This is a genomic window from Pseudomonas sp. HMSC08G10, from assembly GCF_001808425.1.
GTDB lineage: Bacteria > Pseudomonadota > Gammaproteobacteria > Pseudomonadales > Pseudomonadaceae > Aquipseudomonas > Aquipseudomonas guariconensis.
Map to the genome: position 1 here is coordinate 22,456 of NZ_KV793313.1, position 13,874 is coordinate 36,329.

Annotated in this window: 6 protein-coding genes and 1 tRNA gene; all 7 read right to left on the reverse strand. The window is 62.1% G+C overall.

What is annotated here, in order from left to right; translation table 11 throughout:
- A partial coding sequence (locus HMPREF3173_RS15510; protein ID WP_083300071.1) for a two-partner secretion domain-containing protein occupies window positions 1-8,189 on the reverse strand: 8,189 nt, incomplete at its 3' end.
- Between the two features lie 22 nt (window positions 8,190-8,211).
- Window positions 8,212-9,915, reverse strand: a complete 1,704-nt coding sequence (locus HMPREF3173_RS15515; RefSeq protein WP_070574359.1) for a ShlB/FhaC/HecB family hemolysin secretion/activation protein — start codon at window positions 9,913-9,915, stop codon at window positions 8,212-8,214.
- A gap of 248 nt (window positions 9,916-10,163) precedes the next feature.
- A tRNA-Ser gene (locus HMPREF3173_RS15520) sits at window positions 10,164-10,253 on the reverse strand.
- 91 nt (window positions 10,254-10,344) lie between these two features.
- Entirely contained in the window at window positions 10,345-11,055 is a 711-nt protein-coding gene (gene purC / locus HMPREF3173_RS15525) for a phosphoribosylaminoimidazolesuccinocarboxamide synthase (RefSeq protein ID WP_043213139.1), read from the reverse strand.
- Window positions 11,056-11,084: 29 nt separating this feature from the next.
- Complete coding sequence (locus HMPREF3173_RS15530) at window positions 11,085-11,843, reverse strand: MBL fold metallo-hydrolase (protein WP_070574360.1); 759 nt, start codon at window positions 11,841-11,843, stop codon at window positions 11,085-11,087.
- Entirely contained in the window at window positions 11,844-12,959 is a 1,116-nt protein-coding gene (gene bamC / locus HMPREF3173_RS15535; RefSeq protein ID WP_070574362.1) for an outer membrane protein assembly factor BamC, read from the reverse strand. It abuts the gene before it with no gap.
- A gap of 17 nt (window positions 12,960-12,976) precedes the next feature.
- Window positions 12,977-13,864, reverse strand: coding sequence for a 4-hydroxy-tetrahydrodipicolinate synthase (gene dapA / locus HMPREF3173_RS15540; protein ID WP_043213132.1), 888 nt, complete (start codon window positions 13,862-13,864; stop codon window positions 12,977-12,979).
- Window positions 13,865-13,874: the final 10 nt, after the last annotated feature.

Sequence of the window (13,874 nt, forward strand, 5' to 3'; positions counted from 1 at the left end):
TCCAAGGAATCCAAAGCTTTGAAGCTTCGATCAAGCAGCTCGAACTTGATGTTCTCACACGTAGGCGTCGTGCACTGTAGCGTTCCGAGCGCGGCCAGCCCGCCTTGGATCTGGGTCATCAGGTCCTTCGCGCGTACCGGCCCCATGGTTTTCAGCGCGTCATCAAGGTTCTCCAGACTCTCCTTGTTGTAGCCGCTGCCAATCCACATGTCCCGTTCACAGCTTGGTTTACCCTTGCAACTGTGAATGTCTTCAACCAGGTCTTCCGCTCGCTCATGATTGAGGAAGTTGTATTGAGTGGCGTTCTTGGCAATCCAGGCACCGGTCTCCATCCCTTTACCATCGGGCTTCACCAGCCCTGCCGCCACGAGGCCCACCAACTGCGACGACATGACCAGTAAGGCGTCCCTGTTCTTGGGACTCAACCGTGTAACGGCTTGCCTCAACTCGGTCGCCAACGCTTCGTTGGCACCAGCGGCAATGGCGCCACTGGCGAAGTCCTTGCCCGCGGCCTCGGCCACCAGCCCACCTACCAGCGCGTGCGCCGCAATCTTCTGCGCACTGCCATTTTCCAGGTGCAGATTACCCACGGCATTGAACGCAGCGGCGGCTAGCGTGTTGTACAGCGAGTCTTTTAACGCGCTACCGAAACTTCCTCCCTGCCCCAATGCTTGGCTCAAAGCCGTGCTGGTGATGTTTTGCAGCGCCTGATTGGCGGCAAATCGGCTGATGCCCTCAACCGTATTCAACGGCGCAACGACCTTGCCAGTCACCGATTGTGTTTCGGTGCCCGTCAACTTATCGAAATAACCTGCGCTCAGCCCACCCACGATGCTGGCAATGGCTATTTGCTTGAGGCTGTCGCTGCTGAAGCTATCCTGCAGTACCTTACCCAGGTCACCCTTGTTGTTGATCAGGCTGACCGCGGCAGTGCTGGACAGGCTCCCTGCCGCACCAACACCCGCCCCAAACGTTACCGTAGCCGTTCCCACTCCCGCGCTACCGAGCGCACCGGCGGCAGCCAGCCCGCCAATCGCGGCTGCCGCAATCGCAATGGCAATCTGTGTGGCGGGCCCCATACCCGAGTTGCTGTACTTCCAACTGTCATGGATCTCCCGCACCTGCCGCCAATCCACATCCCCGCGCTTTTCCGCCTCCTTCAGCCACGCCAAATTCGGGTCGGCCTTGACCATCGCGTCGATGGCCTGGCTCACGCTTTGCTGGTCGATGTGCTTGATGTCGATCTTCAGCCCTTCCACGGCCTTGATCGCGACGTTGCCTTGGGCAATCAGCTGGGTCTGGCGCAGCGTCTCATCGGTTTGGCCCTTGCCTTTGGATGACTGCCAGGCCAGATCGCCTTTGCTCTTCTCATGGCTCTCCTGGTGCAGGTCTTTCACTGCTTCGAAGGTGACGCTGCCACCGCTGACGATGGCGATGTCATTGCCGCTGTCGAGTTTGGCGCCCTGGTACTTCTGGTCGCCGCCGCTGCGCAAGGTGATGTCGGCGCCCGCGCTGATTTCGCTGCCCACCGCCTTGATGTCGGTGACTTCGTCACGCTGGGTTTTGCTCTGGCCCCAGTTACCCTTTTCCTTCATGTCGTACAGCGAGTAGTCGCTGTCGTTGGCGGCGAGCAGCTCGATCTTGTTGCCGGCCACCAGGTAGGCTTCATCGCCAGCGCCGATCTTGCTGCTGACGAGGGTGATGTTTTCGCCGGCATTGACCAGCACGTCGCCGCCCGCCTTCAGCTCGGCGGACTGCTGGCGGACCGTGTCGTCCTGGCGCTGGATTTCCTTGCCGCCGCCTTTGTAGTCGCTGTTGCTGTGCGTTTCGTTCGCGGCGGCGCTGATCAGCACATCGCGACCGGCGCTGACGGCCAGGTCTCGGCCTGCCTCGACCCGGCTGGCCACGACATTGACGTCACGACCGGCGTTCACTTGCAGATCCCCGCCCACCTGCACGTCGCTGCCGTGCTGGGTGACCTCGCTGATGTTGCCGGTGACCCGACGGCTCTTGAAATCGGCGCTGTCGACTTCCTGCGCGGACACGATGCTCAGGTCACGCCCAGCCTGCAATGCCGCGTCGCCCCCGGCCTGGATCACGCTGCCGGTGCTGACCAGGTCGCGCCCGGCGATGATGCCCAGCTCACCGCGCGATTCGATGCGTGCGGCGTTGTTGGCGATTTCCTTGTGGATGCGGTCGTTGACGCTGCGGGTATCGACCGAGGTGATGGTGCGCTCGTTGATGACGTCGCCGGTCAGGGCCGAAAGATTGACGTCGCCACCGCTGATGATGCCGCCAGCGGCATTGCGGATGCTGTCCATCGCCAGCAGGTCGAGTCGCTTGCTGGCTTCGATCAGGCCAGTATTGTCGAGGTGGGTGGCCGTGGCCGAGAGGTTGCCACTGGCGCGCAAGGTACCTTGGTTGCTCAGGTCGCCACCGCTGATCAAGGCCACATCACTGCCCATGATCAACGCGCCGTTAGGGGCCAAGCGGCCATCGGCCTGGGCCAGGTAGAGCACCGGCACCAGGACCTTTTCGCCGTTGACCACCGCCTCTTCGAGCCAGACGATGTCGTGGGTCAGTGCGGCGACCTGTTCGGCGGTCAAGCCGACGCCCACCTTCAGCTGAACGCGGTCTTTGTAAGCAATGGCGTTGTCCATCAGGTACTTGAACAGGGCTTCGTCGTTGGCTATGCCGTCGATGTAACGCTGGCCGGTACGTGCCACCACGGCCTGTTGGATCAGGCGCTGTTCATAGAGGCCATCACCCAGGCGCTTCTGCGCCTTGTCCGGGTCGTAGCCGACCCGGTCGAGCAGATAGTCCGAGCCCAGGAAACGCTTGAGCTTCGTCAGCTCAGGGTTGGTTTCGATCAGGTATTTGTGGCTGTTGTCCGGGGCAGCCGTGTTGGGCACGCCCTGTACACGCGGCACGCTCAAGGTAGAACCGGACACCGCATTGGCGCTTTGCCCAGCGACGATGAGCCCGCCTGTGCCTTGTGCGCTGCCACCGGCACCGCTCTGGCCACTGAGGCGGAACAAGCCGTTCTCACCTTGAGGCAGGGTGAAGCTCGGCAGGCTGATGGGGTTGACCTGGCGCTGTACCAGGTCCGGCGGCAATTGCGAGGTGACTGCGAACTGGCCGGTAGTCGCACCGTTGGCCGTGTTGACGTTGCGCTTGCTGATGGTCTGGGAGCCAGCATTGCGACGCACCACACTGTTGTCGAACTGGTCGCTGGCATTGATGTTGACGTTGCCGGCGGCCTGAAGCACGGCGTTGGCGACTGGTGTGCCCGACACTTGCACTTCTGCCGTTGCAAGGCCATGGAAGTTATGCGCGGGGTAACCGCCGGACTCGAAGACCTGCTGACGCGTCAAGGCACCAGGGTTGTAGTCCGGCGAGGCGGGATCGTTGTAGCGGTTGTACAGGTCCTTGTTGGCCCTGAATGTCCAGTAATAGGAATCGGTGCGGGTATAGAAAGACCCGTCCAGGTGCTTCTCGACGCCTCCCGCCGCTCCTTGGTTACGGAAGGTGGCAGCCTGGATATCGATGTTGCCGCCCGACGCGATGCTGCTGTAGAGGTTATCGAACGCGCCACCGCGGAACCGGAAGTCACCACCGGCGGTGATGCTCGCCTGGGGTGAGTCATGCGTGACGACGTCCTCGTAGCGCTCCCAGGACTGGAACTTGAACTCACAGCCCTTACCGTCGCAGACGTCGTCAGCGAACATGCGGATGTTGCCGGCGACCAACTGCTGGCCGATCTGGAAATCGTCGTCACGGCGATTGTCGAAATCCTGCACCAACAGCGTCATGGCGCCGGCGCTTTCGAAACTGCCGGAAACGTTCTGGACGCTGCTCGCCCAGCCTTGCTGGTCATCGGCGGCGATATGCAGACTGCCCAGGCTGTAGACATCGGCATCGCGGTTGGTGAAGTTCCGGACGCGCAACTGCATGTCGCCGCCGCTGAAGATCAAGCCGTTTTCGTTGAGCAGGGTCGCGGCGGTCAGGTGCAGATCATCCGCACTGCCCAACGTGCCGTAGTTGTTCAGCGTGGCGGCGCTGACACGCAGGTCTTGGGTCGACGTCAACCGCCCTCTGTTTTCGACCAGGCCGGTGCTGGTAACGCTGGTGGTGCCTCCACCGACAATGCTGCCTGCCTGGCCAAGCGTGATGGAACCGGTGCGCAATGTGAGGTTGCCCACGCTGCTCAGGCGTGCGCTGCTCCCGTAGTTACCCGTCAACGTGAGGTCGAGGCTGCCATCGCTGGCAATCAGCCCGCTGTTGCTCCAGTTGCCGCCGCTGCCGGTCAAGCGCTGCACTGCGAGCAACTGACCATTGGCGCCCTGATTGAATTGGCCAATCGTCAGGTTGAGATTACGCGCCTGGATGATGGCGTTGTTGGTCCAGGCGGAAGCTTGATAACTGAGGTCGCCATTGGTCGTGAAGCTGCCCCCGGCCAGGCCGGCCTGGGCCAAGTTGACGCCGAAGTTGCCGGTGCCGACATGCAGCACGGTACCCGCAGTGTTCTGCAAAGTGCCTGCGCGAAGGTCGAGGTTTTGGGCCGCCGTCTCGATTCGACCGAGTCGGTTGTTCAACAGACCGGATGCAGCTAAAAGCGTGGTACCTGTCTGGCCCAGCGCGCGAATGGCGCCGGAGGTGTTGTCGATACTGGCAGCTGACAACGTCACCGGGCCGCTGCTTTCGATCAAACCGTACTGGTTGCTCAAGGCGCCTTGCAGGCTGAAGTCGATACTCGCGGCACCGACCTTGCCGCCCAGGCCGGCACTGCTACCCTGGTTCAACAGTTGATTGGCGCGAACGTGCAGCAGCTCGCTGGCATACAGCCCACCGCCACGGTTATCGAGTTCGCCGGTAACAATGCGGCTTTCACCGTCGATCGCCGAGAGGTGCCCTTTGCGGTTATCGATGGCCGTCGTCGCTTGCACATCGAGCGATTGCGCCTGGGTCGTGCCTGCGTTGTTGCCGAACCAGTCGGTGACCAGTTTCAGCCAGCCCGCACTGCTGAGAACACCGCCGCTGCCGTTGTCCAACCGGGTGCTTTGCAAATCCAGATTGCCGGCCTGGCTGGTGATGTGCCCGCCCTGGTTGTTGGCCACCTCCTGGATGTGCAAGGTCGTGTCGAGCTGCCCTCGCAGGGTGCCGTCGACGTTGTCCAGGTCAGAAGCCGCGATCTCCAGCGTTCCCGCCTTGCTGTAGATCAGGCCGCCCTGGCGGTTGACCAGGGCGTCGGTCAGCGTCAGGTCTAGTGCATCCTGACTGGCGACAGTGCCAGTTGCACTGTTGTCGAAGCGCCCGGCGAGGATGTGAAGCAGCCCTTGGCTGACCAGTTGCCCACCACGGTTGTCGACGGACCTGGCAGTCAGATCCAGCGGGCCGGCGCTGGCCAATGTGCTGCCCGCCCCGATGTTGAGTAGCGCACCGAGCAAGCCAAGGCGCAAATCACCATCACTGACCAGGCGGCCACCGCTGTTGTCGAGGCTGGCGGTGTCGAGCTTGACCCCGTTCGCGGTGATCTGCCCGCCGCGGTTGTCCCAGGCCTTGCCACTGCCGACCAGGGTGCCTTTGGCGCTGAGCAGCCCGCCACTGCGGTTGTCGAGATTACCGGCCAGCTTCAGGCCAAGATTGCCCTGAGTTGAGAGGATGCCACTGGTGTTATTAAGGCTTGCGGCGTCGAGCGTGATATCGCCCCGGCTGACCAGCGCACCCTTGCCATGGTTGTCCAGCGCACCACTCAACGTCAGGCCGAGCGCACCCTCGCGGCTGGAAAGCGTGCCGCCTGCGCTGTTGTCCAGGCTGACGCCTTCGACGGTCAGCCCCTGCCAGCCAGACATCAACCCTTGGTTGGCATTGCGCAAGGTGGCCGCCTGCAGGCCGAGCGAGCCTGCGCTGATGATCCGTCCTTGATCGCCGTTGTCGAGCGTGCCGCGGGCGACGAGGTCAAAGCTTTGCTTGCTGGAAACCTCACCACCCCGGTTGTCGAAGTTACCCAGCCCCTTGATCTGCAGCAGGCCGCCTGCGCTGAGCAAGCTGGCGCGGTTGTCGAAATCGCCCGGCTGAGCGCCCGTCCCCAATTCGATCAGGACGTTGCCTTCACCAATCAGTCGCGCCTGTTGCTGAACTAGGCGGGCAACCGTCAACTGCAGGTTTTGCTTGGCAGAGACCTCACCATCACCGAGGGATTCGAACTGCCCGGCCCGAAGCGTGAGTGCTCCCTGACTGGTGATCAGACCGCCGGATGTGCCACTGGCGTTGCTGCCATTGAGGACATTGTCGGTGGTCAGGTCGAGCCCCTGGCTGGCGCTGATCACACCGTCGCGGTTGTCGAGATCGCCCGTGGTGCCCGTCAGTCGCCCTTGGGCGATCAGGCGTCCATCGCGGTTGTCGGTCGCGCCGAGGGCAAGGGTTAGGTTGCCGTCGCTGGCAAGGCTGCCACCCTGACTGTTGTTCAACGCGCCAAGATCAAGCTGCACGTCACCCAGGCTGCTGATCACGCCGAGGGCACTGTTGTTCAGGCGTGTGCCAGAGATGCTGACGCCGGCATCGCCGACCATCAGGCCACCGCGATTGTCCAGGCTGGGGCTCTGCACCTCGAGCGTGCCCTTGGCCGAAAGCAGGCCGTCGGCCTGGTTATCGAGCGTCTGTTTCACGCGCGCCTGAAGGGTGCCGTTACTGACGAGGTTGCCCTTGCCACTGTTGTCCAGCCGCTCAAGTTCGAACGTCAGCGACTGCTCGGCCGAGAACAAACCAAGCTGATTGATCACCTCGCCGCCCGCCACATTCAGGCGATTGGCGATGGCCTTGCCCTCGCGGTTATCCAGCCGCGTGGCGCTGATACCGAGCTGAGTGCCCGCGACGAGGCGGCCCTTGCGGTTATCGAGCGTACTGGCCGTTAGCTGGGCATTGGCCCCTTTGAGCGTGCCGCCCTGGTTGTCCAGGGTGCCGGCCTTCACCTGCAGGTTGCGGCTGGCCACCACACTGGCGCTGTTGCGCAGATTCTGCGCCGTCAGCGTTACATCGCCTTGGGTGTTGCGACTGTTGTCTGCATTGACCCCGGCCTCGACGATACCGCTGTTAACGAGCTGCGCGCCGCTGAGCTGGACATGCCGCCCGGCTGCCACGCTCTGGTTGTTGCTCAATTTGCCGCGAGCGCTCAGCTCAGCGGTACCAGCGGCATACACAGGGCCATCGAGGGTGACCTGCTGAGCCTTAGCGCGCAGATCGCCTGCGGCGCTGACCTGAGCCATGCGCAATTGCCCATTGGCGTCCAGCTGGATATCGCCACCGCTGGCGATCAGCTTGCCATCAAGCTTTACACCCACTCCAGCTTCTGTACCTACCAGCTTGATCGACCCGGCGTACATGCCGCCCAACGCCGAAGAGTCGATGGCCAGCTCTGGTTTGGCGGTGCCGTTGTCAGTGCGAGCAGTGGTAGCCAGTGTGCGGGCGTCGACATCGTTGCGCCCGGCAACGATGCTCAGGTCGCGGGCCTGGATCTGGGCGTTGATCTTCGCACTGCGGGTGATGATCTCGAAGCTATCGACGTTGTTGGCATTGAGCCCCGCCCCTTCGATGATGACCTGGCCTTGGTCGACCTGGTGGCGGGTCAACTGGCCATTCTCGATTACCGGTCGCCCCGTGCTCAGCGTGGCCCGGGGCGTGTTGATGAAGCCGCAACCGTCACAGGTGATGCCGTGGGGGTTGGCGACGATGACGTGTGCCCGTTGCCCTGCAACTTCGGTGTAGCCGCGCAACTGGCTGGGGTTGGTACCGTTGACTTCGTTGAGGATGGTAGTAGCGGCGCTGCCCTTCAGATTGGAGTTACCGAGGACAATGCCACCCAACTGGGTCGCCTGGGTCCGCCCGGTGGCATTGTTGAGGATGACACCCTGCTTACCGACGTTGTAATCACTGAAGCGGTTGTGCGAGAGCCCGCTACCGTTGGGCGCGGCGATGTTGACGATCGGTACGCCATTGCCCGCCCGATCAAGGCTCGTCCCCGGCGCACTGACTACGATACCTTCACCCGCCTGGGCCCATAACGGCTGCCAGAAGATGGCATTGGCCAATATGAATGCCAAGCCACGCTTGGGCAATCCGCAAAAGCGCTCACGGGGTTGAATGCTGGCCGAGCGTTGGCGGGCCAGGAAGGCGAATAGGCGAACGTCCATGTGTGCTCTCGTGAATCAGGTGTCAGATGAATAGGTCCAGGCGCAAATACACCGGGTGTTCCTTGTCGGGCAGCGCATCAGGCCGCTCCAGGCTGCGGGCGAAGGTCACGCTGGCCGCGAGGTGCTCACCCCGGGCGAACAACTCCAGCGAGTGGCTGCTGGCACGCCCATGGAAGTCGCCGTTGTAGCGATCATTGCGGATCACACCCAAGTCGTAACCCAGGCCCATGCCGTACTCGGCGACGATCGGCCGCAAGGAGGGCCAGGTGACCGGTCGACTCCAGCGCAGATCGTTGCGCCAGTAACCACCGCTGTCGCCAGACAGCGACTGGTCCTTGAACCCCCGAATCGAAGCCAAGCCCCCTAGGCTGATACGTTGCGAGCTGAACAGCACATCCTCGCTGCGCTGGCCGTTGGCCAGGCTACTGAAGCTCAGGCGCTCGCCAAGGAGCTCGAAGCCTTGGATGAAGCTGAGGGTCGCGCTGTATTTGCGATAACGCGCCACTGGCTCGCCGGGCCGCGGATGACCATTGTCCTGGGCATCGAAAGCACCGATGCCCTGCTGAATACCGAGATCGAGGTTGACGAAAGCCCTACCCAGGCGACGGCCATGATTGATGCCGAACTGCGCCTCGCTGAGGCGATTGCTGCTAGCGTCCAGACGGGTATCTTCGATGTAGTTGTTGGTACGCAGGTGGGCGATCCCGACGTTCAAAGCGGTCTTGCTGACTGCGTCGCGGTGCACAACGCGCTCGGCGCGCATTTGGTGGTTCTGGTTGTCACCGGTCTGCTTGAAGGCAAAGCTGTTGGCCCGTGCTGTTGAGCGATATTCGTTTTCGCTGTAGCTGTAGCTGAAGTTCCACCAACCCCACGGCAGGTTGTAGTACAGCACGCGGTTGTTCGAACCTTGCGTGTGATCGCTGACCACATCATGGCCCCCACGCAACACCAATTGGTCAGCCAGCCCCAGCGGGCTGTCCCATTCAAACCCCACATTGACTTGCTGCTCGCCCGTGCTGCGCTGGCCTTCATTGTTGCGCGACAGCGAGGCACGCCAAGGCTTTTGCGGTGCATTGCGTACCAACACACGACTACCACCGACCGCCTCGCCTGGGGAGAGCTCCATCTGCGCCTGGTTCGACGGCAAACGATTGAGCTGGTCGACCATCTGCTCGATCTCACGCAGATTGAGCAACTGGCCCGCCGAACCGGGAAAGGCCATGGCCAGTTCACGTTCGGACAGGCCACTGCTGTCGTCGGGGCGGAAACTTTCCAGACGCCCTTCCACGACCATCACCTGCAAATGGCCGGACGACAGGTCCTGCTGGGGCAAGTAGGCGCGGCTGGTCACCAAGCCGCGCGCCAAGTACAGGTCGGTGATGGCCTTTAGCAAAGCGTTGAGCTGAGACACGCCCAGGCATTGGCCGATGAAAGGCTTGAGCAGTGCCTGACGGTCACTGGCCGACAGGCTGTCGGCGCCTTTGAGTTCGATGGTGCTGATGTCGAAGCAGCGCACGTCTTCCGGACGCTGGGAGGGTGTGGGCTGGGCAGCCTTACCCGGCAAAGAACGCAGTTCCTCGAGTCGACGCTGTTGTTCTTCGAGGAGGCGGTTCTGCCGTTCACGGATCAAATCCTGGTCGCCCGGCGAAGCCCACACGGAGCTGACGACACTGCCAAACACGACGCACAAGACAAACCCTTGCGCGGTAAGCTGACCGCACTTCATTGACGCTTCCCTGAGTCATAGAAAATCGGGGAGCGATGTTATTTAGGTGTCACATTAGCGTCAATTTAACACCGCCCTTTTGGCGGTAAGACGGTTCTGAAATTCGGATAAGCGACTACAACGCACCAAGAGCTGGTGGGGATAAATACGGCGCTGCATCCTCCCAGCTTCGAAGCAGAGCAATGCCAAGCATTTGACCGAGAATGCAAAAAGCCCCTGAAACTCTCGTTTCAGGGGCTTTTCATGTATGGCGGAGAGATAGGGATTTGAACCCTAGGTACCCGCGAAGGTACAACGGATTTCGAATCCGTCCCGTTCGACCACTCCGGCATCTCTCCAGTGGCGCGCATCATACCAGCGATTTCGCGAAAGGCAAACCCTTCTTTGAAAAAATCCGCGTGGTATCAGGCGCTTGCGTGAACGTGTCGCTTAGAGCGGCACGCCCAGACGCTTGGCCACTTCCTCATAGGCTTCGATGACATCACCGAGGCCCTGACGGAAGCGGTCTTTGTCCATTTTCTTGCGGGTTTCCTTGTCCCACAGACGGCAGCCGTCCGGGCTGAACTCGTCGCCCAAGACGATCTGGCCGTGGAAGACACCGAACTCCAGCTTGAAGTCCACCAGCAGCAGGCCTGCGTCATCGAACAGCTTGCTCAGCACTTCGTTGACCTTCAGCGACAGCTGCTTCATGGTCGCCAGCTGCTCGGCGGTGCCCCAGCCGAAGGCGACGACGTGGGATTCGTTGATGAAGGGGTCGCCCTTCTCGTCGTTCTTCAGGAACAGTTCGAAAGTCGACGGCTCCAGCTTGATGCCTTCCTCCACGCCCAGGCGCTTGACCAGGCTGCCGGCGGCATAGTTACGCACCACGCATTCGACCGGGATCATGTCCAGCTTCTTGACCAGGCACTCGTTGTCGCCGAGCAGCTTGTCGAACTGGGTCGGAATGCCGGCTTCTTCCAGCTTTTGCATGATGAAGGCGTTGAACTTGTTGTTCACCATGCCTTTGCGATCGAGCTGTTCGATACGCTTGCCGTCGAACGCCGAAGTGTCGTTACGGAACAGCAGGATCAAGCGGTCGGCGTCGTCGGTCTTGTAAACCGATTTGGCCTTGCCGCGGTAGAGTTCTTCGCGTTTTTCCATGATGGGCTCCGCTTGCTTGAGTGGTTGGGCTAGGCGATTTCGCGCCAGTCGAGCCCATGTTCCTGATTCGCCACCTGGAGCCAGTCCGGGTCGCACCCCAAGGTGTCGACGAAGCACTGGCGGGCCAGTTGTGGCCGGTTGTTCTTGCTGCTGAGGTGGGCCAGCACCAGGTGCTGCAGGTGTTTCCAGCCCAGCTCGGCCACCAGGCTCGCGGCCTGGTGGTTGTTCAAATGTCCCTGGCTGCCGCCGACCCTAAGCTTCAGGAAGTGCGGGTAGTGCCCGCGCGCCAACATGTCACGACAGTGGTTGGCTTCGATCAGCAGGGCGTCCAGGCCTTGGTAGCGCTCCAACAGATGCATGTCGTAGGAGCCAAGGTCCGTGAGCATGCCGAAACGTCGACACCCATCACTGACCACATACTGCAACGGCTCGAGTGCGTCATGTTCGACTCGCGCCGCGCTCACTTCCAAAGCGCCGATACGCAGGCTGTCGCCACACCGGAGCAGACCAGTGGCAGGCACCGGCTTGCGCATGCCACGCAGGGTCCCCTCGCTGAGATAGACCGGTACATTGTAGCGCCGAGCCAGCAACCCCACCCCATGCACATGGTCGGCATGTTCGTGGGTCACCAGCACGGCGCTCAGTTGTGCCGCGGACACCCCGAGCAACGCCAGGCGTCGCTCGGTCTCCCGCAGGGAAAAGCCACAGTCGACCAGGATGAACGTGTCACCACTGGCGATCAGCGTGCCGTTTCCCTGGCTACCGCTTCCAAGTACCGCGAAACGCACTTAGCCCAGGTGGTCCTGAATCATGCTCAGCACGCGGCGGGCCACATCGGCCGGTGCCACAGTGTTGATGTTCTTCTCGACGGTGACCTGCACGCTTTCGCCAACCTTGCTCAGACGGACCTGATAACGCTCGGCGCGGGCCTCACGCTCTTCCTTGCTCGGCTCGCTGCCGAACAGGCGACCGAAGAAGCCAGGCTGGTCCTGCTTGTCGTCGGGTTTCTCGGACAGGTTGATGTAATAAAGGCCCAGGCTGCGGTTGATGTCCTCGACACGCCATTCGCCCTGCTCCAGGGCGCGGCCCACGCTGGACCAGGCGCGATCCAGGTCGGCGCCCAGATAAAGTACTGGGTTGCCGCTGCCGTCTTCGGCCAGGCTGACGCGGCTTGGCGCGTCGAAGTCGCGGGCGGCGAGCAGCGAGACCGAACCGCCCTTCTCGGCGCTGCGGTTCATGCTGGCCAGCATTTCGTCGACCAACAGGGCGTCAGCGCCGGTATTGGTGGAGCTGGAAGGGAAATCAGGCTCGGCGGTGCTGCCGGCCGGACGCTCGACGCTGACGACATACACTTCGGAGGTGTTGCGCTGCACGCCTGGCTCCATGCGCACACGGACACGTACTTCGCTGTCCGGGCTGCTGGAGGAACTGGCAAGACGTTGACCCAGGGACGCGGAGAGCTCGTCGAAACGCTGCCAGCTGGTATTGAATTCACCGGTCTGCGGACGCTCCTCGGCGATGCGGAAGCCGTTGTCCTCGAAGAACTGGCGCGCCACCGGCCAGACTTCCGCCGGGGAGCGCTGGGCCAGCACCCAACGGCTGCTGCCGCTGCGCTGCAGGGTGAAATCGCTTGCCTCGGCCGTGGCGGTCAACGGCTGTGGACGGGGTACCTCAAACTCGCCGGTGGCACGATCGTCGGCGACATTACGCGGGATCGGCAACAGCGGATCCAGGCGCTTGGGGTTGCTGGCGTCCGGCGGCAACTGCATCGGCGCAGTCGGGTGCGCCTGCAGGTAATCGCTGCCGCGGTCGCGGAAATAGCCGTCCTCGCCCCACAGCCAGCCGCAACCGCTGGTGCTGGAAATGATCAGGGCAAGGGTGGAGAGACCAGCCAGTCGCTTCATGCGGGGTACTTCCTCGATTAAACCAGTACGCCGGACTGGCGCAGGGCCGCACGGACTTTTTCGTGGCAGCCTTCGCTCAGCCAGGTGAGCGGCAGGCGGATGCCTTTTTGCATCAGGCCCATTTCCACCAGCGCCCACTTCACCGGAATCGGGTTGGCTTCGCAGAACAGGTCCTTGTGCAGCGGCATGAGTTTTTCGTTGATTGCGCGGGCCTTCTCGGCATTGCCCTCAAGGGCGGCCTCGCACAGATCGGCCATTTCGCGCGGGGCGACGTTGGCAGTGACGGAGATGTTGCCCTTGCCGCCCATCAGGATCAGCTCGACGGCGGTCGGATCGTCGCCGGACAAGACGATGAAGTCCTTGTCGACGCCGTCGAGGATGGCCTTGGCGCGCACCAGGTCGCCGGTGGCTTCCTTGATGCCGATGATGTTCTTGACCTTCGACAGGCGGATGACGGTCTCGGCCTGCATGTCGCAGGAGGTGCGGCCGGGTACGTTGTAGAGGATCTGCGGGATGTCGACGGCTTCGGCGATGTGCTTGAAGTGCTGGTACAGGCCTTCCTGGGTCGGCTTGTTGTAGTACGGCACGACGAGCAAGCAGGCGTCGGCGCCTGCGTTCTTCGCGTTCTGGGTCAGGTGGACGGCTTCGGCAGTGGAGTTGGCGCCGGTACCGGCAATGACCGGGATACGGTGGTTGCTGCGCTTGACGCGTTCGACCACATGCTTGATGACCAGGATGTGCTCCTCGACATCCAGCGTGGCGGACTCACCGGTGGTGCCGACAGCGACGATCGCGTGAGTGCCTTTTTCCAGGTGGAAGTCTACAAGTTTGTCGAGGCTGTCCCAATCAAGACGCCCTTGTGCATCCATGGGAGTGACCAATGCCACCATACTGCCCGCAATCATGTAACTGCTC

Bases quoted from the DNA above. Each gene is read 5' to 3' on its own strand.
- dapA (WP_043213132.1), bottom strand. From the start codon at position 13,864: ATGATTGCGGGCAGTATGGTGGCATTGGTCACTCCCATGGATGCACAA.
- HMPREF3173_RS15515 (WP_070574359.1), bottom strand. From the start codon at position 9,915: ATGAAGTGCGGTCAGCTTACCGCGCAAGGGTTTGTCTTGTGCGTCGTG.
- purC (WP_043213139.1), bottom strand. From the start codon at position 11,055: ATGGAAAAACGCGAAGAACTCTACCGCGGCAAGGCCAAATCGGTTTAC.
- bamC (WP_070574362.1), bottom strand. From the start codon at position 12,959: ATGAAGCGACTGGCTGGTCTCTCCACCCTTGCCCTGATCATTTCCAGC.